The sequence below is a fragment of the Campylobacter sp. RM9328 genome, from assembly GCF_012978615.1.
This window is the reverse complement of sequence record NZ_LIWF01000010.1, coordinates 60480-79528: the sequence shown is the minus strand read 5'-3', so window position 1 is coordinate 79528 and position 19049 is coordinate 60480. Positions and strand designations below refer to the sequence as shown.

Here is a 19049-nt window from a genome sequence, read left to right as displayed (position 1 = left end):
TCGAGGATGTAAGGAAGAGGAAGTTTTAATGCCTGTGGTGTTTGGGCCGGTTAGTTCGCGTAGATTTGGCATGAGTTTGGGGATCGACCTTTCGCCGCATGCTAAGTCGTGTAACTTTGATTGTGTTTATTGCGAACTAAAGATAGCCAAAAAGGTGGATAAAATTTCAAATCCACCAAGCGTAGACGAGATCATAAACGATGTCTCGTCCGCGCTTAAAGTGCATCCAAACATCGACGTTATAACACTTACGGCAAATGGCGAACCCACTCTTTATCCATACTTAAAAGAGCTTATCGCCAAACTAAATTTAATAAAAAATAGTGCAAAATTACTAATCCTATCAAACGCGACAGGCGTCGTAAAACCTGAAATTTACGACGCTCTCTTAGGACTTGATATAGTAAAATTTAGCCTTGATAGCGCAATAGAAAAGACTTTTCGCAAGATAGACCGAGGACATAAAGAGCTAAATGTAGCGGATATCATAGAAAAAATGACTGAGTTTAAAAGGGATTTCAAAGGCGAACTCGTCCTTGAAATTTTAGTCGTAAAGGGACTAAATGATACTGCACAAGAATTTAACGCACTAAACAAAGCCATAAATCAAATTTCGCCAAATCGCGTAGACATAAGCACGATAGACCGACCACCTGCCTATCCTGTCAAAGGCGTAAGCACAGACATGTTGCGCGAACTATCGGCTCATATCGAAAATATACCTTACGTTATCGCTAGCGCAAAATACAGCGGTAAAAATTTAGACTTTAGTAAAGACGAACTAATAGCACTACTTTCTCGTCGCCCACAAAGCGAGATAGATGTAAAAAATAGCTTTTCAAGTATATCAAAGCAGAATTTACAAGAACTCCTAGCCGATAATAAAATCTATGAAATCAGCGTTAGTGGAGTTAAATTTTATAGGACAAATGAGCAATAAACGCCATATAACGCTGTTTTTATATCGCTTATTAAGCTTGTTTTGCTTTAAAGAATACAAAATTTGAATATTTTTTAAAATTTAAGCTAAATTTTATTGACAAACGCTTTCAATTTGTCTATAATACGGTTTCTTTTAAATTGTTCCGGATTAGCTCAGCGGTAGAGTAGGTGACTGTTAATCACTTGGTCGCTGGTTCGAACCCAGCATCCGGAGCCATTTCTTTTAATATCCCTTTAAAATTCAAAAACTTTATTATCTAAATTTGCCGCCTTGCTTTTAAAAATACTTTATACAGCAATTATTTAATAATTAACACAAAAAATATCTACATATGCCAGCAAAGATAGGATAAAATATATTTTATACACGCAAAAAGATATACAAATTTAACAAGTTGTAACCCCAAGCGGATTATGTTATTTCCGCTTGGTTGGTAGAAGTTTATTTTATAAAGCCGCTAGCGATGACTTTATCTCCGTCATACATCACACAAAGCTGGCCTTGGGCGACACCAAGAGCGTTTTGGTTAAGCATTAAAACTGCCGTTTTATCCTCTTTGTTTATCTTGACCGAAGCTTCGAGTTTCGGACTTCGGTAGCGAATTTTTACTTCACTATCAAATTCATCCTTATCAATAAACAAATTTACATTTTCAAGCTCGACCATCTTTTGAGCCAAATCATCTTTTGAGCCAACTACGATCTCGTTCTTATCGGCGTTGATCTTTAAGACAAAGTGTGGCTCATGCGCACCGTAAATTTCAAACCCGCGACGCTTTCCGATAGTGTAGTGCATGTAGCCTTGATGACGACCCACGATATTGCCGTTTTTATCCACAACATTGCCTGGTAAATTTGTATTGTAATGTTTCTCAAGAACCTGGATATATGTATCTTCCACAAAGCAAATTTCACTACTTTCAGTCTGTGTGCCAAACTCGCTTAGCACATCTATGCTTTTGGCAAGCTCTTTTATATCAGACTTAAATTTATCACCCAAAGGGAAAACAACATCCTTTAAAACCTCTTTTGGAACTTGAGCCAAAAAGTAGCTTTGATCCTTGCTCGGATCCTTGGCTTGCGTAATAAGACCGTCCACAACTTGCACATAGTGTCCTGTGGCAAGCTTTTCACAGCCCTGCTCTTTAGCAAAATCCAAAAGCGCTCCAAGCTTGATAAAGCGATTGCATAAGGCACACGGATTTGGCGTTTTACCCTCTTTATAAAGTTTTACAAATGGATCGTAGACAAATTCGTTAAATTTATCTTGCAAGTCTAAGATGTGAACTTGTATACCAAGATACTCTCCGACCTTTTTTACTTTTCTTATATTTTCTTCATGATAGCCTGGCTTTGTGTGCAACTTCATATAGCAGCCTTGCACTTCATGTCCCTGCTCTTGTAAAATCTTGGCGGTCATCGTGCTGTCCACGCCTCCGCTCATCGCAACCATTATCTTCATAAAAACCTTTGTAAAAATATTGTAAATCAGACATTATATATCTGAATTTTAAATATTTAAAATTTCACTTACGATATAGTCGATATCATCACTTATATGATATAAATTTACATCTTGAGGATTGATAGTTTTTTCATTTACAAGAGTGGTTTTTATGAAATTATCTAGACCGCTCCAAAACTCAGACCCAAAAAGGAAAATTTTAACCTTTTTAGTTCCTACTTGAGCTAAAACCAATATCTCAAAAAGCTCATCAAGTGTGCCATATCCACCAGGAAACACAACAAAGGCGACAGAGCTATCAGTAAGCGCAAATTTACGTGGGCTAAGGCTTGAAAAAAGATAATCAGCGGTCGTGTAAGGATTGGTTCGTTGCTCAAACGGCAAGCGCACATTTAACGCCACACTTGGGCTTTTGCCACTTTCGTAAGCACCCTTATTTGCCGCACACATTATGCCATCTCCTCCGCCAGTAAGCACGGCAAAACCAAGCTCGCCAAGCTTATAAGCAAGCTCTCTTGCACTCTTATAATACAAATTTTCTTCGTCAAATCTAGCAGAGCCAAAAAATGTTACATTTTTATTATTATGAGCCAAAACACCTTGAAATTTAACAAAATCCTCGATCAAATCACTACTCAAATACCACTCCTATTTTAGCTGTTGTAAGCGCTCGCGTTTTGAGCCTATTTGAGTTATTTGTATGCCGAAATTTCCGTCTATTATCACAACTTCACCCACGGCTATAACCTTATCTCCGATTAAAATTTCAAGCGGGTCGTTTGCAAGTTGATTAAGCTCTATAACAGAGCCGATATCCATGGTTAAAACATCTTTTAATAACATTCTTTTTGAGCCGATACGAACGCGAATAGGCAAACGCACATCCATGATAAGCCCGATATTTCTCATCTCTTCAGCACTAAATTCGCTCTTTAAGGAAGCTTTTGACGGTGCTTCTGCTTGCGCCAAGCCTTGCTCTTGCGATCTTGGATCAAGTATATTCATTAAAGATTGATCACAAGCGATCCCTATGCCTTCGCTTATCTCGTCTATGTTTACATTAAATAAAAACAGCTTCTCATAGCCGCTTAGGTCCAAATTTGAATTTTCATCCAGAAAACTAACGCTTGATATATCAAAACCAAGCTTTGGCAACTCTTTTTGAGCGCTTAGTGAGGTGCTAAACGCTCCTAGTAAATTTGAAAAAATTTCCTTTGCCGCATCAAGCTCATCTACGCCTAAATTTTCATTACGAGAAATTTCCTCCTCACCCATCATCCATTCGCCAACGGCACTTATTAAAACAGGAGTGCAAACTATGGCGATCTTGGCACTTATGTCGCCTTTTGTCATGATGTTTGCAATGGCGACCGGAGGTTTTATGCCGTTTTGACTAAGTGCGTCAAAATCGTTTCTCTCACCAACTTCAAGCATGCGTCCTGTAAGCCCCTCAATGGTCGCTTTTAGCTCATTTGTAAATAAATTAAAAAAATTATTCATCATCTTCGTAGTTCTCTTCTTCTTCTAAATTTTCTGCGTGGTCATACTCCATAAGCTTAGCCTTACGCTCCTCTTCGTAGTGTTCGAGGATAGACTTGATCTCATCCTTATCGGAGCGTATAAGTTTTTCGATCTTGATAGATTTTCTAAACCTATGAAGTCCTATTTCAGCTAAAAATACCTCTTTTTTATCTATGCAAACGATAGCCTTATCGTCCGCACCCCTATCAAGACGCAAGATGTCACCCTCTTTTAAATTTAAAAATTCATTTACACTAACTACGGTTTGACCAAGGATCGCTTCATAAAGCACCTCGGCACGCCCGATCAATGTTTTTAGCTCTTTATTTCTACTTTTTTTAGCGCTCGTTTCTCCAAGCATTATATCACGGTTTGCTAGACGTCCAAGGATCGGCTCAAGGTAGATAACCGGATAGCATAAATTTATCATGCCACTTGAGTTGCCGACTATTATCTCCATAACAACCATGATAACGATCTCATTTTGGCTTACTATCTGAACGACGTTTGGGCTACTCTCTTTTGCCTCGACGTTTGGATACATATCAGTTATCATCGCCCAGCTCTCTTTTAGGCGTTGCATTATCATCCTAAGCACAGCATCAAGTAAATTTATCTCTATATCAGTTAGCTCTCTACTGGTTTCGAAATTCTCACCGTTACCGCCCAATAAACGGTCTATCATAGGAAAAGCTATGCTTGGATTTATCTCCAAAACGCAGTTGCCATCAAGCGGCTTTATCGAAAAGACGTTAAAGCTTGTTGGACTTGGAAGACTCATTAAAAATTCACCGTAAGTCATCTGATCTACACTGTGCAAGCGAATTTCTACTATACTTCTCATCACGCTTGAAATTTGACTAGCCAAGTTACGTGCTAGTTTATCATGTATGCCTTTTATCGCACGAAGTTGCTCTTTACTGACACGGTTAGGGCGCTTAAAATCGTATATAATTATCTGTTTTTGTTCGGTTTGGCTGACTTCTTGCTCGCCTATACTGCTAGTATCGCCATCCTCGTCAACGACTTCAAGTAGTGCGTCTATCTCTTCTTGACTTAAAATATCAGCCATTAAGCCCCCAAACTACTGCGAATTTTGCCTAAAAGGCGTTTATGAATTTGTGAAATTCTACTCTCGCTTATTTGCATTATCTCGCTTATCTCTTTTAAATTTAACTCTTCGTAATAATAAAGCTGAACTATCAGCTGATCGCGCTTATCAAAACCTTTAAGCACCTCTTCGATCTTTTCTATCAAGTCCTCTTTTTCGACATTATACTCAACATCGCTCTCGCCGTAAAGTTCTATTTGCTCGTCGATAGGAAGTATCGTAATGATAGAACTAACACCTCTTGCTTCACGTATCTTTTCTACATCTTCGCCAAGTTTTTGAGCTAGATACTCATCGCTTGGCTCTTCTTCATGCTCGTTAAAATATATATCAATCTCTAAATTTATACTCTTTACCAGTTTTCTATCAGCCCTACTTATCACGTCAAGCTCACGCAAAAAGTCAAGCATAGCACCATAAATTCGTTTTCTTCCATATCCCCAGAATGAATCATTCTGATCCTTGTCGTATCTTCTGCTAAGTTTTATCATCTCTTCGACGCCGATACCTATAAGGTCGTTCACATCTATACTTGGCGGAAGCCTCTCTTTTAGTTTGTAAGCCATCGCACGAAGAGCCGGCATATACTGCAAAACTATCTCATCTTGCTCTTTTTTGATTGTATTTTGATATGCGTTAAGCTGCTTTTGCTTTAATTCTTGCATTCTGCTTGCCTGAAATTTTATCCGAATTTGTAAGCTTTGACATCACATTATCCATACGCTTTTCCCTAATGGCAAGCTCGGAAATGAGATAATCAGCCACCTCTTCATGTCTATCTCTATCAAAAAATCTCTTAACCGTTCGCCCTACATCAATGTAGTTCATGATAATAATATGGATCACAAGATAGAAGAAAAATGTAATAAGCATAGTATAAACTAGCATTTCAACAGGATCGTTTAGCTTTATCAACGTAAAAACCATGCCGATAAAAAACCCACACACCGTAAAAAATGCTATAAAATTTTCAGCCTTCACGCTCACTCCCCGTCAAAATTGTTCTATCAGGCGTTTAAAAAAAGCACCAAAACTTCTGCTTGTGTCGTCTGTAAGCACTTTTCGTTCCAACCTATAAAGCAAATTTGAAACTATCTGTTTTATCTGCATACTTGACAAACCATAAGAAGTATCGTCCGTAAATAGCGTGCGTTGCTTTATACTTCTTGAAACTTCTTTGTCGGCCTCAAGATGACCGATAAGCTCAAGTTTCAGCTCAGGTCCTATGTTTGCCGCGGCAACTCGCTTGATATTTTCAAAAATTCTAACAGCTTCATTTTCGTTTTTCACCATATTCATAAGTAAAAGCTGGTTGTTTTTAAACCTTGAAACTATCTTTATAACAGCATACGCATCGGTTATAGCTGCAGGATCAGGCACGGTAACGACGATTATCTCATCTGCGGCCTCTAAAAATTGCTGAGTATTACCGCCTATGCCGGCTCCCGTGTCTATGATCATAAAATCAAGCTCGTCAAGCTCGCTAGCCTCGTTTAAAAATCGCTCGTATAAAAATTGGTTATTAAATTTTAAGATCTCATCTCCGCTTTCACCTGGGATGAGAGTTAAATTTTTATTAATAGGTATTAAAATTTCTTTTAAAGAGCATTCGCCTTTTAGGACATGAAGCAAATTTTTACCCATCTTTACATTTAGGATGACATCTAAATTTGCAAGTCCGATGTCAGCGTCTAGCAGCCCTACTTTGTATCCGTTTTTAGATAGCACATTTGCCAAATTTGCACTTATCGTGCTTTTGCCAACACCACCCTTGCCGCTTGTTATAGCAATAAAGTGTGTGTTTTTTTTGTTTGTTTTAGAAGAGACGAGAGTTTGAAGCTTTTGAGCTTGATTTATCATTTTTCGTCCTTATCTTCTGAATTTTTAGAGTAGCCTTCAAGCACGCATTCAACTAAAAATTCGCTTTTTGCCTCAAGTAAATCATCAGGCACCTCTTGCCCGACGCAAAAATAACTAACAGGGGTATTTGTCTCATAAATGAGCGAAAAAACATTGCCGAAAATTTTGGTTTCGTCAAATTTTGTTATGATCAAGGTGTCGATATCTAAAAAGCTAAAACCGTTATAAATTTCTATCAAGTCTTCTACTTTAGAGCCGGCAGACAAGACCAAATTTACGTCTATTTGCACATCGCTGTGTTTTAAAAATTTATCAAGCTTGTCAAGTTTTTCTTTATCATACTGCGAATTTCCAGTAGTATCTATCAGTATGATATCGCAGTAATTTAGCGTTTTTAACGCGTTTTTAAAGTCCTCAACCTCTATCACATCAAGGATAGGAAGCTTCATCATCTTAGCATACTGAAAGAGCTGCTCGACCGCACCTATACGATAAGTATCAAGCGTGATAATGCCCGTTTTATAGCGCTTTTCACTTCCGTAAGCAAACCTTGCCGCAAGCTTGGCTAGAGTCGTAGTTTTACCAACTCCAGTTGGGCCTACAAGCATCATTATGCGCTGTTTTCTGTCGTTTATCTCTTTTCTACAAGGAAGCATGTTGCGCAAAAGAGAGTAAAAATACCGCTTAACTGCGGTTGGATTTGCCTTCATTGATGTTGGCATGTTTTCTATCGTAGCGTTTATTATCGCTTCTAAGTGCTCTTGTTTCATCCCGCTTTGTTTTGCGGCTTTGTAGATACTTGCAAACTCCGGTGGTATGGCTAGATTATTACGACTTGGGGCACGCTCGTCCCATATCATGTCAGTTATCAGACCAAGTTTTTCGTTTAAGACGCTTACTTGTTTTGCTACGTCGTCGATTTTTTTATTAACACCGTGAGCTTGCTCATCTACCGCTTTTATCTTGCTCATATCGACATTTGCGATCTGACTTATCTCTTTTGCAGCTTCAGATATATTTAAAAGCACGCTTTCATCGACATCATAAGGACATGCCGGAGTTGTTTTTATCTGAGGTTTTTCTTTTGCGGGCTCTTCTGTGATATTAAATTTAGGCTTTATTGGCTCATAACTAGAGTTAAATTTAGAGTATGCATTCTCGTAATTAACAGCTTTTGGGTTTGGTTTTGGCTTTTGAGGCACATCCTCTTCTTCAACGCTAACTAAAATTTCATAAAGAGGCTTTTTGTTTATGGTCTTAGCCTGAATTTGTTTTGTGGTAACAAGTATCGCTCTCTCACCACATGTTTCTTGCGCTTTTTTTAACGCTTCTATGCTGCTTTCGCCTGTAAATGTATAAAATTTAGTTGCCATATATTTCCCTCTTTAGCTTCTCATCAAACCCATCGGCACTATCACGCTCATCCTAGTTGTTACTCCGGGATGTGGTATGGTTAGTTTAGGACTTCTAAGCACTTTTGCTCCAAAGTATAAAATATCCAGATCAAGCGTTCTAGGCGCATTTTTAAAGCTTCTAGTTCGTTTAAATTTCAGTTCGTATCTTTGTAAAATTTTAAGTAAAGCATACGCAGATACACTTGTTTGTAAATTTATAACAGCATTGCTAAAATCAGCCTGATCTTCATATCCAAACGCCGCATTTACAAGTATCGGCGAAACCTCAACAACATGAAATCTCCTGTCATCAAGCAAAACTCTTATAAATTTATCAAACCTTTTATCGCTTCTACCGATATTGCCGCCAAGACCAACAACAGCGACATACCTAAAGCCATCTTTAAAACCAAAATAACACGGGCAAAATCGGCTACGAACAAGCCCCCTAGCCCCGAGTATTTTCATAAAATTCTTGCTCCGTCCTTGGTTGCCACAACAACATCTTCTATACGAACTCCAAATTCGTTTTCAAGATATATCCCCGGCTCTATGCTAAAAACCATGCCTTCTTTTATAACCGCTTCGCTTCTTGCACCGATGACAGGCAGTTCATGTATATCAACTCCAACCCCGTGTCCCGTTGAGTGGAAAAACGCCTTTTCATATCCGGCTTTTACTATCACATCTCTTGCGGCTTTATCTATCTGGCCAGCTTTTATACCAACCTTTACGGTATCTAACGCGACTTTTTGAGCCTCTTTAACGATCTCATAAATTTCTTGGTGTTTTGGATTTTTAAATTTTTGCTCTTTGCTAAAATTAAAATTCTCATCAAAACACGCCGTTCTTGTCCTGTCCGAGCAGTATCTGTTAAATTTTACTCCCGCGTCAAGCAAGAGCAAATCCCCGTAACGCAAAATTTTATCACCTGGTAAGGCATGGGCTTTAGCTGCATTTTCATTTATAGCAACGATAGGGTCAAAACTTAGCCCAAGTTCGTTTTTACGTTTAAAAATACTTTGAGCGTTAAAGTGAAGTTCTCGTTCGCTCATTCCCTCGCCATTTTTCCTTACAAACTCGGCAAATTCATCAAAACATTCAGCGCCAAATTTCGCCGCACGAGATAAAATTTCTATCTCTTCTTCGCTTTTTATCATGCGCTTTATCTGAGAGAAATTTGCCTTTGGCTTGAAATTTATACCAAGCCCTTTTGACAAAACGGTAAAAGTACTTACGCTAAGTTCGTCGGGATTATAAACCAAGCTTTTTGGTTTTAATTTTCTAAGAAGCATCCTTGCTTCTTGTATTAAATTTCTTTGTGCTAAAACAACGACAACGCCGTGATTTACGAGTTTTTTTGCTTCAAAATAATACCTCGCGTCACTTAAAAAATACTTCACTCCATCAATGCAAAGTAAAATTTCATTATCACAACTGTATCCGCACTCAAAAAATACGGCGTTTTCGTCTTTTAGTATGTAGTTCATTGTTGTTGCTGATTTGCCGCTCTTATGGCTTTTACTTGTTCGAAAATTTGAAGCATGCCTATCATAGCAAGATGGTATCCAACAGGTCCAAAACCTACGATCTGACCCGCACTTACCGGAGCGATAAGGCTTTTATGACGGAAGTCTTCACGTCTGTGGATATTGCTGATATGCACTTCGATAACAGGCAAACTAACTGCACTTAACGCATCTCTAATCGCTATAGAAGTATGAGTGTATGCGGCTGGATTTATGATGATACCGTCAGCATCACCTAGGCACTCTTGAATTTTATCTACGATCTCGCCCTCTAGGTTACTTTGAAAAAATTCAATATCAATATCATTTTGATCGGCTACGATTTTCATTTGCCCATGGATGTCTTCCATCTTCATAGCACCGTAAATTCCAGGCTCTCTAGCTCCTAGCATATTGATATTTGGTCCTTGGATAACCATGATTTTTAGTTTTTTGTCCATATTTTTGCCTTTTGTTAAAATGTCATCTGATTATACATTTTTGTTCCTAAATTTTTGCTACAAGAAGCCCTAAAATGCCCTTTGCGTTGATTAAATTTCAAAATTTAAAGCCTTTTATATCTTTTTTGATACAATTATAAAAATTTTAAAGGTTAAAGATGCAAATTTTAAAAGCAAAATACATCGTAACAAGCGATGAAAATTTCACTATTTTGCAAGATAAAGCTATAGCTTTTGATGATAAAATTTTAGCCATAGCCGATGCTAATGAGCTGATAAAAAGATATAAAAATGCAAATTTTATCGACTTAAAGGAGGCGCTTATCGCTCCTGCTTTTGTTAATGCTCACGTTCATTTGGAATTTAGCTCAAATAAATCCGAGCTAATTTACGGAGATTTCATCACTTGGCTTGGATCGATCATACAAAACGGAGCAAATTTGGCTCAAAAATGCACAAAGCAAATCATACAAGAGGCGCTAAATTCGGCACTAAAAAGCGGAACGGCCACATTTGGGGCGATATCAAGCTTTGGCAAAGATCTTGAAATTTTATCATCAAGCCAGGCAAGAGTTGTATTTTTTAATGAAATTTTAGGCTCAAACCCTGAGTTTATAGAGCAAAATCGTCAAAATTTCATCACTCGTTTTAATGAAAGTAAAAAGTATGCGAATGATCGTTTTAGCCCTGGTATTTCGCTTCATTCGCCATACTCTATACATCCAAAATTAGCAGAATTTGCAATAAATTTTGCAAAAGAAAATAATCTTGTCGTCTCCACCCACTTTTTAGAAAGCAAGGCTGAGATGACTTGGCTAAAAAACGGCACTGGTAAATTTAAAAATCACCTAAAAAGATTTGTTAAAGAGCCAAAACCGATGTATGATAAAGACAGCTATTTTGCCATGTTTAAGGGCATAAAAACGCTCTTTACTCACTGCGTTTATGAAGATGATTTTACTAAATTTGACCAGAAACTTCACAGTGTTACGCATTGTGCGGTTTCAAATAGATTACTTGGTAAAAAAGCTTTAAATTTAAACAAAATTTTAAGCTCAAGCACAGGGCTTAATATCGGCACAGACGGGCTTAGCTCAAACATTAGCCTAAATTTATGGCACGAGTTAAGAGCTGCTCTTTTTACTCATGCAAATCACGAGTTAAACACCATTGCGAAAATACTATTTACCGCAGCAACGAGAGGCGGGGGGTTAGCCCTTGGAACAAATAACGGCATAATAGCACCAAACAAACTGGCCGATATAGCCGTATATGATGTGCCAAACTGTGACAAAGACGCACTTATAACACAACTAATCTTACACACAAACGAAGCAAAACAACTATATATAGGAGGAAAAATTTGCAACTTTTAAAGATGATTTTTGCACCCATAGGTGCTATTTTTAAATTTATAAATACCAACTTCAAAGCGTTTGTATTTTTACTGATATTAGCCATGATATTTATGCCAGACGGCGAGATGAAAAAGCCTAATCTAGCGCAAGTTGATATAAAAAATACACTTCTTCAAACCGAAGATATCTTAGAAAAACTACAAGCCCTTAACGACGATGACAGCATAAAAGGTGTCTTGCTTTATATAGATAGTCCGGGTGGTGCGCTAAGCCCTAGCGTGGAGCTTGCCATGCAAGTAAAAAAACTGGCTAAAAACAAAAAAGTCGTAGCATATGCCGCCGGCTCAATGACAAGTGGCAGCTACTATGCCGGAGTAAACGCCCATAAAATAGTGGCAAATCCGGGCTCGTTTATCGGCTCTATCGGTGTTATCATGCAGGTGCCAAACCTCGAAGCTCTAGCCGATAAAATCGGCATAAGCGAACAGGTTGTAAAGGCTGGAGAGTTTAAAGAAGCTGGGACATTTACCAGAAAATGGAGCCAAAGCGAGCGTGATAGTCTGCAAAAGTTAGTTGATGCTTCATACGAGCTATTTACAAGTGATGTCGCGCAAGCAAGAGGTCTTGAAACAAGCAAAAAAGATGAGTGGGCAAATGCCAAGATCTTTTTAGCCGGCGAAGCAAAACAAGTAGGACTTATCGATGAGATCGGCGGATACTTTGAGGCCAAAGCGCAGCTAGAAGAGTTAAGCGGTGTTAGCGAAGCAGTTTGGGAGAAAAAACCTCAAATAGAAAAATTTATGGAAAAATTTACAAGCCAAGGCGTAAATTCGATGGCAAATTTACTTTTTAATACACAAATGAGATAGTTAGACTATCTCATACCAACCGTAGCTATCATCTGCAAAATTTGACCTAAAAACGGACTTTAAATAAATTTGTGAAAGCAAATTCGGCTCGTTTTTGAAATTTGAACTTTGGTATAAAAGAAGCCATTTTACGTTTGGTAATGCACCGTTTTTGGCTAAATTTAAAAATTCCTGCGCCCCTTCATACATAACAAGGGGTGATTTTTTGGCTCTTAAGAGAGAATTTGAAATTTCAACTTCGCGTCCTTTGACATGAAAAAGAGGTAAGCTCTCGTCAAATTTTTGCTCTCTAGAAAAGATTAGCACATTTGGACTTTTGCCATTTTTTACAAGTCTTGCATCAAGTTTTGGACGATCTATTCTTACGGTATTTCCACCAATAACTAGCAGATCTACAATACTTCTTATGCTGTGCATGTGAGCGCGACTGGTCTCGTTTGAGATCACTCCGCCAGTTGCCGCGCCATTTACCGATAAAGCAACCTTAAGAAAGCTAAAATTCCCCTCTTGCCAACTTAAAAACGGCTTTAAAAGCATGCTTCCGTCTTGTTTTAGAACGCCTACTTTCACTTTTATCCCGGCATTTTGCAAGATAGAAATTCCACCACTTGCGATTTTGTTTTTATCTTCGCAAGATATCACAACCTCGGCAAATTTTAACTGCACAAACAAATTCGCACAAGGAGGGGTTTTGCCATAATGTGAGCAGGGCTCAAGCGTAACATAAGCCTTTGCACCGTCTAATAAATCACCGTGATTTTGCATTATAAAATCATAAGTAAAAACCACGTTTAAATACACTTCTTTAAGCTTTTCAAGAAGCTCATGTTTGTCTGAAATATCCAAAAAATTTGTGTTAAATTTTTGATCGTAGTTTAGTATAAATTTATGTAAAAAATCATCACTTATCTCACAAAGTGCAAGCAAGATCGCACTTGGCTCTGCGTGTAAAAAACCAGCCTTTTTGTGAGCACCTATGCTCAAAATTTTACCGCTTTTATCAAGCACGACACAACCGACTGCAGGGTTTGGATAGGTTAGGATCTGATACTTCCAAGCCTCATTTAAGGCTAAATTCATATAAAATTCATCACTCATCTACGCCCTTTAAATTTTAATAACTCTGAATTTCAAAACGATGTTTTTAAATTTAAAAGCGAGTATAAATGCCAAACGTCTATACTCGCTATAACCAAAAAGAAAGGATTATTATTAAGCTAATATCACGCAAGTCCGCTTATAACGCCGTTTTCATCTATGCGCATATCCATAGCGCTTGGTTTTTTTGAAAGCCCCGGCATCAACATTATCTTGCCGCACACTGCCACGATAAAACCGGCTCCGGTGCGAATTTCAAGATCTTTTACGCTAAATTTAAAGCCCTTTGCTCGTCCCAAAAGCTTAGCATCGTCACTAAAGCTATACTGCGTTTTTGCTATACAAACAGGCAAATTATCAAGCCCTAAAGAGCTTATCTTATCAAGCTTATTAAGTGCCATGTCTTCAAAAATAACATCATCTGCGCCGTAAATTTGTGTAGCTACTTTTGTTATTTTGGTTTTTATGTCGTCACTTGCTTTATATATAAAATTTACATGACTTGGCTTTTTAAGCTCTTTTAAAACAAAATTTGCAAGCTCTACTCCACCCTCACCACCTTTGGCAAAATTTTCGCAAACTGCCATTTTAACGCCCATTTTAGCGCAGTATTCGCGAACAAAATTTATCTCATCGTCAACATCAAATCCAAATTTATTTAACGCCACAACCAAATTTAAACCAAATTTGTCTTTTAAATTTTCTATATGACCACCAAGATTTGCGATACCCTCTTTAAGCGCTCTCATGTTTGGCACACTTATCTCGCTCTTATCTGCATTTCCATTGTATTTAAGCGATCTGATTGTTGTCACCAAAACGACCGCGTCAAGCTTTAATCCGGCTTTTGCACATTTTATATCTATAAATTTTTCAGCTCCCAACTCTGAGCCAAAACCGGCTTCAGTCACAACATATTCAGCTAAATTTAACGCGGTTTTAGTTGCGATTATAGAGTTGCAACCGTGAGCTATATTAGCAAACGGTCCACCGTGAACCAAGGTTGGCGTATGTTCGATCGTTTGAAATAAATTTGGCTTGATCGCATCTTTTAAAAGTATACAAACTGCGTCCGCACAACCTAGGTCGCGCACATAAATCGGCTTGCCGTCAATGTCGTAAGCAACCATTATGTTTGAAATTTTCTCTTTTAAATCAGTAAGGCTTGTAGCAAGACAAAGTATCGCCATTATCTCACTTGCCGCTGTTATATTAAACCCATCTTCGCGTTCAACACCATCGGCTTTTCCGCCTTGTCCAACCGTTATAAATCTAAGCGCGCGGTCATTCATGTCCATGCAACGCTTCCATAAGATTTTATCTATTTTAAGAGGATTTTCTTGATGCAGGCTATTATCGATCATAGCCGAAATAAGGTTGTTTGCAGATGTTATAGCGTGAAAATCACCCGTAAAATGCAAATTTAGATCTTCCATTGGTGCAAGTTGAGAGTAACCGCCTCCTGCCGCACCGCCTTTTATACCAAAAACAGGTCCAAGACTAGGCTCTCTAAGAGCTAAGCAGACTTTTTTGCCAAGCAAATTTAACGCATCGGCTAATCCTATAGAAGTGGTAGTCTTACCCTCGCCAAAAGGTGTTGGGTTGGTAGCTGTTACCAGGATAAGTTTTGAGTTAGACTCTTTTAAGTGTGGAGTGATTTTGGCTTTGTATTTGCCATAAAGTTCGATATCGTCCTCTTTTAGCCCCAGCTTTTCACCAATCTTTGAAATATGCTCTAATTTAGCCTGATGTGTGATCTCGATATCACTTAACATTTACCACTCCAAATATGTTTTTGCTTTTTTAATATCTAAAATTTTGATCTCAAAAATTCCTTCGTCATTTTCAATGCAGATGTTTTCTTCGTCGGCTTTTACAAGTCTTCCTAAAATTTTTAGCTCAGCAGCTTGGACTTTTACAAGCTCGCCGATACTTGCTTTAAAGTGCTTTGGTAAGCTTAGTTTGCGCTCAAGTCCAGGACTGCTTACTTCAAGGGTGTATTCTCCAGAAACAGGAGGCGTAACGTCAAATATCGGGGAAAGCAGCCTGCTCACGCTCTCGCACTCATCAAGACTTACTCCGCCCTCTTTTGTGATATAAACTCTATAGATAACCTTGCTGTTTTCATTTGCTATTTCGGTGTCGTAAAGCTCGACACCGCACTGCTTAACAAGCTCTTGTAACTCATTCATCTTTATTTAAATCCTTTGAAATTTTGTCAAAAAGTTTATCCATGTGGTTTTGATACTCTAACCTGTCATCAAATTTAAAATGAAAATTCGGCGCCCTATACCAACCCTCAGCCGCCATACAATGGTTTTGCAAGAGTTTTGAAACACGCTTTAGATGTCCTAGGATGTAATTTTGTTCACGTTCGTCAAAACCCGTTTTATCAAGATATACAAATGCATCGTATCTGCCTTTTTTACACTCGACATCCGTTACACAAAGTCCTTTTAAAAATTCATCATCAAGCGTAGCAAGAGCTTCTGGTATAAGCTCTTTTAGTATGCTTTCAGTACGTAGGCGCTTTATCTCGTTTGCATTCATAAAGTAGCTTGCTCCTGTGTCTCTTTAAAGCTTTCGATATAGTCATTTTCTCGTATGTCGTTATAGCCCTCTATACCGACACCGCACTCATAACCTCTGGCAACCTCTCTAACATCATCTTTAAAGCGTTTAAGCGAGCTAACCGTGCCTTCATAAACAACAACACCGTCTCTAATAAGACGAATTTTAGCTCCGCGGTTTATAGTGCCCTCAGTTACCATACAACCTGCTATCATACCTACTTTAGGGACATTTATAACCTGGCGAACTTGAGCCTGACCAAGCTGCTCTTCGCGGATAATCGGAGACATTAAACCACCCAAGATAGCCTTAACGTCATCGATTAGATTATAGATAACATTGTATGTTTTTATCTCAACACCACTCTCTTTGGCCTTTTCTTTTATCTCGCCTGTCGGACGTATGTTAAAACCGAGTATAACGCAGTTTGCGCTTGCGCTTGCTAAAGATACGTCACTTTGAGTTATGCCGCCAACGCCTGAATGTATAACATTTACTTTTACCTCATCGTTGGCTAATTTCTCCAAGCTAGCCTTGAGTGCCTCTAACGAGCCTTGAACGTCTGCTTTTATGATAACAGGTAGAGTTTTTAGTTCACCCTCGGCGATCTTAGCGCTAAGCTCATCAAGGCTGACTTTTGTTGATTTGCTAAGTTCTTTTTGACGTAGGTATTCAGCCTTTTTCTGGGCATATTCGCGTGCTTCTTTGTCTGTTTTAACACCTATAAGCGTCTCGCCCGCTTCAGCTACCTCGCTAAGACCTACGATAACACCACACTCTCCAGGTTTTATCTCTTTTAGGGTCTTGCCTTGATCATCAAGCAAGCTTCTTATCTTACCGTATGCCACACCCGCAACAACGGTATCCCCTACACGAAGCGTGCCGTTTTCAACGATTATAGTAGCAACTGAGCCTCTTCCTTTTTGTAACGAGCTCTCAACTACAGTAGCCTTTGCATTGGCTTTTGGATTTGCTTTTAACTCTAAAATTTCAGCTTGTAAAAGCACTATCTCAAGCAAATCATCTATACCCATACCGGTTTTAGCAGAAATCGGCACAAATTCGTGCTGACCGCCCCACTCGGTAGGCATTATATCAAGCTCGGCAAGTCCTGTTTTTACAAGATCTGGATTTGCCGCTTCTTTATCCATTTTGTTTATGGCAATGATTATAGGCACACCAGCTGCTTTTGCGTGAGCCACAGCCTCTTTTGTTTGAGGCTTTACGCCATCATCGGCAGCTACAACGATAATAACAATATCGGTAACTCCTGCGCCTCTTTGACGCATCGCAGTGAACGCCTCGTGTCCCGGGGTGTCGATAAATGTTATATTTTTGCCGTTTTTATTTACCATATATGCACCAACGTGTTGAGTGATACCCCCTGCTTCACTTGAAGCAACACGTGACTTGCGGATATAGTCTAGTAGTGAAGTTTTACCATGATCAACATGTCCCATAATGGTTATAACAGGGGCACGTAATACCAAATTCTCATCATCTTTTATCTCTTCTTCATAGGCGGAGACATAGTCAAATTCTTTTTGATCGTCGATAATGTTAACCTCAACATTAAACTCATCAGCTAAAATTTCAATCGCATCCTCATCCAAAAAGTCATTTTTAGTAGTCATCATGCCAAGCATAAATAGCTTACCGATTATCTCGCTAGGTTGTTTGTTTAATTTCTCGGCAAATTCATATACACGGATCTCTTTTGGGATATTAACAGAGGTTACAATATCGCTGTTTTGATTTTTTTCCGGCTTCTTATGTTTTTTCCTGGCGCGTCTTTGTATGCCGCCCTCAAAAGGATTTGAAGGTGCGTTTTGTGAGTTTTTAAGAACGGGTGGCTGTTTTGTTTTTTGTGTTGGCTGAGGAGTTGGGGTTTTAAATGTAAAATCAGGTAAAACAACTACATTATCATCTTCAAGAACGATATCACCAAAGTCGCTTCCTCCAAGAAGTTCAACTCTTTCACTGCTATCTTTTTTTGAATTTACAGGTTGTTTTTTAACATCCTTTTTTTTCTTGCGAGATAAACTTTCATCACTACTTGAAAACATGCTTTTTAAAGAATTGACCTGCTCGGCCTGTGCACTTTGAACTTTGCTTTGCGCTTTTAAAGGAGTTGGTTCAACCTCTTTGCGCTTTTTAACTATTACAAGTCCGCGACGTTTTTGACTAACATCAGCAAGAGTTTCTTTTGGTTTTTGCTCCTCTTTTTTCTGCTCAGCTTGTGCCTGCTCAGTGGTTTTTACCTCTACTCGAGCGCTCTCTTTTGTAGCTATTTTTGGCTCTTGTGCCTTAGTTTGAGCGTCTTCTTTTTTTGTCTCTTTTGGCTGCCTTACTTCAACTGTTTCAACTTTTTTAGAGCTTTGAGTTGGTTTTTTAGAAGGCTTATCGTCTTTGCTTACATCTATCTTAGACTCTTTTTTAGGCTTACTTTCGCCCTTCTTTTTCTTAAATTTATCAGGCACGATACCTGTTTGAACGTATTCATATATAGCCTCGGCTTCCTCAAAACTAACTGAATTTGAGTGCGTTTTTACATTAAGTCCTAGCTCTTGAGCCTTTTCGACTATTTCTTTATTTGGATAGCCAAGTTCATTTGCTATCTCTGAAATTCTAACACTGCTCATTTAAGAGTTTCTCCTTTAAATTTGACGCTTCTAAGCCGATAACGCTTTTTATATATCTGTCAAGTATTTTTTTTAAAATTTTTTCGTCTTTTTGTAAACATTTGTCGCACAAATAAAAACTGCGACCGTCGCCTTTTCCGGTTTGTATCACACCGCTTATAACTCTATATCTTTTTAATATTATTTGAGGCATTTTGCTTTTGCATGAAACACACGTTCTTATAGGGCTGTTCTTATTCATTATATCTT

Annotated in this window: 20 protein-coding genes and 1 tRNA gene; 4 read left to right on the top strand and 17 right to left on the bottom strand. The window is 38.4% G+C overall.

From position 1 onward, the window contains the following. Positions 1-28: 28 nt before the first annotated feature. Both CCAL9328_RS07805 and CCAL9328_RS07800 read left to right on the top strand, forming a co-directional pair. A complete protein-coding gene (locus CCAL9328_RS07805) occupies positions 29-940 on the top strand; it encodes a radical SAM protein (protein ID WP_170000400.1) in 912 nt (303 codons plus the stop codon). A 144-nt stretch (positions 941-1084) separates the two neighbouring features. Beyond that, a tRNA-Asn gene (locus tag CCAL9328_RS07800) sits at positions 1085-1159 on the top strand. Between the two features lie 225 nt (positions 1160-1384). On the opposite strand, the gene mnmA is transcribed toward CCAL9328_RS07800, so the two are convergent. The 11 genes from mnmA to aroQ are packed head-to-tail and all read right to left on the bottom strand — an operon-like array spanning position 1385 to position 10262. After that, positions 1385-2404 (bottom strand): tRNA 2-thiouridine(34) synthase MnmA, encoded by a 1020-nt coding sequence (gene mnmA / locus CCAL9328_RS07795; protein ID WP_170000399.1) that lies wholly within the window; start codon positions 2402-2404, stop codon positions 1385-1387. Positions 2405-2452: 48 nt separating this feature from the next. Further along, positions 2453-3046, bottom strand: coding sequence for an LOG family protein (locus CCAL9328_RS07790; RefSeq protein ID WP_169937237.1), 594 nt, complete (start codon positions 3044-3046; stop codon positions 2453-2455). 9 nt (positions 3047-3055) lie between these two features. Continuing rightward, positions 3056-3910: a flagellar motor switch protein FliY gene (gene fliY, locus CCAL9328_RS07785; protein ID WP_170000398.1), complete on the bottom strand. Its 855-nt coding sequence runs from the start codon at positions 3908-3910 to the stop codon at positions 3056-3058. After that, the gene (gene fliM / locus CCAL9328_RS07780; RefSeq protein WP_170000397.1) at positions 3900-5000 is read right to left on the bottom strand and encodes a flagellar motor switch protein FliM; all 1101 of its coding nucleotides are present in this window, start codon (positions 4998-5000) and stop codon (positions 3900-3902) included. The genes fliY and fliM overlap by 11 nt, the downstream gene beginning before the upstream one ends. Next, positions 5000-5704 (bottom strand): RNA polymerase sigma factor FliA, encoded by a 705-nt coding sequence (locus CCAL9328_RS07775; RefSeq protein ID WP_169937232.1) that lies wholly within the window; start codon positions 5702-5704, stop codon positions 5000-5002. Before CCAL9328_RS07775 ends, fliM begins: the two co-directional genes overlap by 1 nt. Further along, entirely contained in the window at positions 5676-6020 is a 345-nt protein-coding gene (locus tag CCAL9328_RS07770) for a hypothetical protein (protein WP_169937230.1), read from the bottom strand. Before CCAL9328_RS07770 ends, CCAL9328_RS07775 begins: the two co-directional genes overlap by 29 nt. Positions 6021-6032: 12 nt before the next feature. After that, a complete protein-coding gene (locus CCAL9328_RS07765) occupies positions 6033-6899 on the bottom strand; it encodes a P-loop NTPase (RefSeq protein ID WP_169971803.1) in 867 nt (288 codons plus the stop codon). After that, positions 6896-8272: a flagellar biosynthesis GTPase FlhF gene (gene flhF, locus CCAL9328_RS07760; RefSeq protein ID WP_169971804.1), complete on the bottom strand. Its 1377-nt coding sequence runs from the start codon at positions 8270-8272 to the stop codon at positions 6896-6898. The genes CCAL9328_RS07765 and flhF overlap by 4 nt, the downstream gene beginning before the upstream one ends. A 12-nt stretch (positions 8273-8284) precedes the next feature. Then, positions 8285-8761, bottom strand: a complete 477-nt coding sequence (gene folK, locus CCAL9328_RS07755) for a 2-amino-4-hydroxy-6-hydroxymethyldihydropteridine diphosphokinase (RefSeq protein WP_169971805.1) — start codon at positions 8759-8761, stop codon at positions 8285-8287. Then, positions 8758-9783: a M24 family metallopeptidase gene (locus CCAL9328_RS07750; RefSeq protein WP_169937222.1), complete on the bottom strand. Its 1026-nt coding sequence runs from the start codon at positions 9781-9783 to the stop codon at positions 8758-8760. Before CCAL9328_RS07750 ends, folK begins: the two co-directional genes overlap by 4 nt. Beyond that, a complete protein-coding gene (gene aroQ, locus CCAL9328_RS07745) occupies positions 9780-10262 on the bottom strand; it encodes a type II 3-dehydroquinate dehydratase (RefSeq protein WP_169937220.1) in 483 nt (160 codons plus the stop codon). The genes CCAL9328_RS07750 and aroQ overlap by 4 nt, the downstream gene beginning before the upstream one ends. Positions 10263-10420: 158 nt before the next feature. Between aroQ and mqnF the strand changes: the two genes are divergently transcribed. Together mqnF and sppA are read left to right on the top strand one after the other, a co-directional pair. After that, positions 10421-11638, top strand: coding sequence for an aminofutalosine deaminase family hydrolase (mqnF, locus tag CCAL9328_RS07740; protein ID WP_169937218.1), 1218 nt, complete (start codon positions 10421-10423; stop codon positions 11636-11638). Beyond that, positions 11626-12489 (top strand): signal peptide peptidase SppA, encoded by an 864-nt coding sequence (gene sppA, locus CCAL9328_RS07735; protein WP_170000396.1) that lies wholly within the window; start codon positions 11626-11628, stop codon positions 12487-12489. The genes mqnF and sppA overlap by 13 nt, the downstream gene beginning before the upstream one ends. On the opposite strand, the gene ribD is transcribed toward sppA, so the two are convergent. From ribD to CCAL9328_RS07705, 6 genes are all read right to left on the bottom strand, one after another. After that, positions 12490-13587 (bottom strand): bifunctional diaminohydroxyphosphoribosylaminopyrimidine deaminase/5-amino-6-(5-phosphoribosylamino)uracil reductase RibD, encoded by a 1098-nt coding sequence (gene ribD, locus CCAL9328_RS07730; protein WP_169971807.1) that lies wholly within the window; start codon positions 13585-13587, stop codon positions 12490-12492. A 125-nt stretch (positions 13588-13712) separates the two neighbouring features. Continuing rightward, positions 13713-15362 carry a formate--tetrahydrofolate ligase gene (locus CCAL9328_RS07725; protein WP_170000395.1) on the bottom strand — a complete coding sequence of 550 codons (1650 nt, stop codon included), beginning with the start codon at positions 15360-15362 and terminating at the stop codon, positions 13713-13715. Beyond that, on the bottom strand, positions 15363-15779 hold the full coding sequence (gene rimP, locus CCAL9328_RS07720; RefSeq protein WP_169937210.1) for a ribosome maturation factor RimP: 417 nt from the start codon (positions 15777-15779) through the stop codon (positions 15363-15365). Beyond that, positions 15772-16137 carry a 30S ribosome-binding factor RbfA gene (gene rbfA / locus CCAL9328_RS07715; protein WP_169937208.1) on the bottom strand — a complete coding sequence of 122 codons (366 nt, stop codon included), beginning with the start codon at positions 16135-16137 and terminating at the stop codon, positions 15772-15774. The genes rimP and rbfA overlap by 8 nt, the downstream gene beginning before the upstream one ends. Continuing rightward, positions 16134-18800 carry a translation initiation factor IF-2 gene (infB, locus tag CCAL9328_RS07710; protein WP_170000394.1) on the bottom strand — a complete coding sequence of 889 codons (2667 nt, stop codon included), beginning with the start codon at positions 18798-18800 and terminating at the stop codon, positions 16134-16136. The genes rbfA and infB overlap by 4 nt, the downstream gene beginning before the upstream one ends. Then, on the bottom strand, positions 18787-19041 hold the full coding sequence (locus tag CCAL9328_RS07705; RefSeq protein WP_169971810.1) for a YlxR family protein: 255 nt from the start codon (positions 19039-19041) through the stop codon (positions 18787-18789). Before CCAL9328_RS07705 ends, infB begins: the two co-directional genes overlap by 14 nt. Positions 19042-19049: the final 8 nt, after the last annotated feature.

Excerpts from the sequence above, each read along its gene's own strand:
- infB (WP_170000394.1), bottom strand. The coding sequence starts at position 18,800 with ATGAGCAGTGTTAGAATTTCAGAGATAGCAAATGAACTTGGCTATCCA.
- aroQ (WP_169937220.1), bottom strand. The coding sequence starts at position 10,262 with ATGGACAAAAAACTAAAAATCATGGTTATCCAAGGACCAAATATCAAT.
- fliM (WP_170000397.1), bottom strand. The coding sequence starts at position 5,000 with ATGGCTGATATTTTAAGTCAAGAAGAGATAGACGCACTACTTGAAGTC.
- fliY (WP_170000398.1), bottom strand. The coding sequence starts at position 3,910 with ATGATGAATAATTTTTTTAATTTATTTACAAATGAGCTAAAAGCGACC.
- CCAL9328_RS07750 (WP_169937222.1), bottom strand. The coding sequence starts at position 9,783 with ATGAACTACATACTAAAAGACGAAAACGCCGTATTTTTTGAGTGCGGA.
- mnmA (WP_170000399.1), bottom strand. The coding sequence starts at position 2,404 with ATGAAGATAATGGTTGCGATGAGCGGAGGCGTGGACAGCACGATGACC.
- CCAL9328_RS07775 (WP_169937232.1), bottom strand. The coding sequence starts at position 5,704 with ATGCAAGAATTAAAGCAAAAGCAGCTTAACGCATATCAAAATACAATC.
- flhF (WP_169971804.1), bottom strand. The coding sequence starts at position 8,272 with ATGGCAACTAAATTTTATACATTTACAGGCGAAAGCAGCATAGAAGCG.
- folK (WP_169971805.1), bottom strand. The coding sequence starts at position 8,761 with ATGAAAATACTCGGGGCTAGGGGGCTTGTTCGTAGCCGATTTTGCCCG.
- rimP (WP_169937210.1), bottom strand. The coding sequence starts at position 15,779 with ATGAATGAGTTACAAGAGCTTGTTAAGCAGTGCGGTGTCGAGCTTTAC.
- CCAL9328_RS07805 (WP_170000400.1), top strand. The coding sequence starts at position 29 with ATGCCTGTGGTGTTTGGGCCGGTTAGTTCGCGTAGATTTGGCATGAGT.
- CCAL9328_RS07725 (WP_170000395.1), bottom strand. The coding sequence starts at position 15,362 with ATGTTAAGTGATATCGAGATCACACATCAGGCTAAATTAGAGCATATT.
- CCAL9328_RS07705 (WP_169971810.1), bottom strand. The coding sequence starts at position 19,041 with ATGAATAAGAACAGCCCTATAAGAACGTGTGTTTCATGCAAAAGCAAA.
- CCAL9328_RS07765 (WP_169971803.1), bottom strand. The coding sequence starts at position 6,899 with ATGATAAATCAAGCTCAAAAGCTTCAAACTCTCGTCTCTTCTAAAACA.
- mqnF (WP_169937218.1), top strand. The coding sequence starts at position 10,421 with ATGCAAATTTTAAAAGCAAAATACATCGTAACAAGCGATGAAAATTTC.
- ribD (WP_169971807.1), bottom strand. The coding sequence starts at position 13,587 with ATGAGTGATGAATTTTATATGAATTTAGCCTTAAATGAGGCTTGGAAG.
- rbfA (WP_169937208.1), bottom strand. The coding sequence starts at position 16,137 with ATGAATGCAAACGAGATAAAGCGCCTACGTACTGAAAGCATACTAAAA.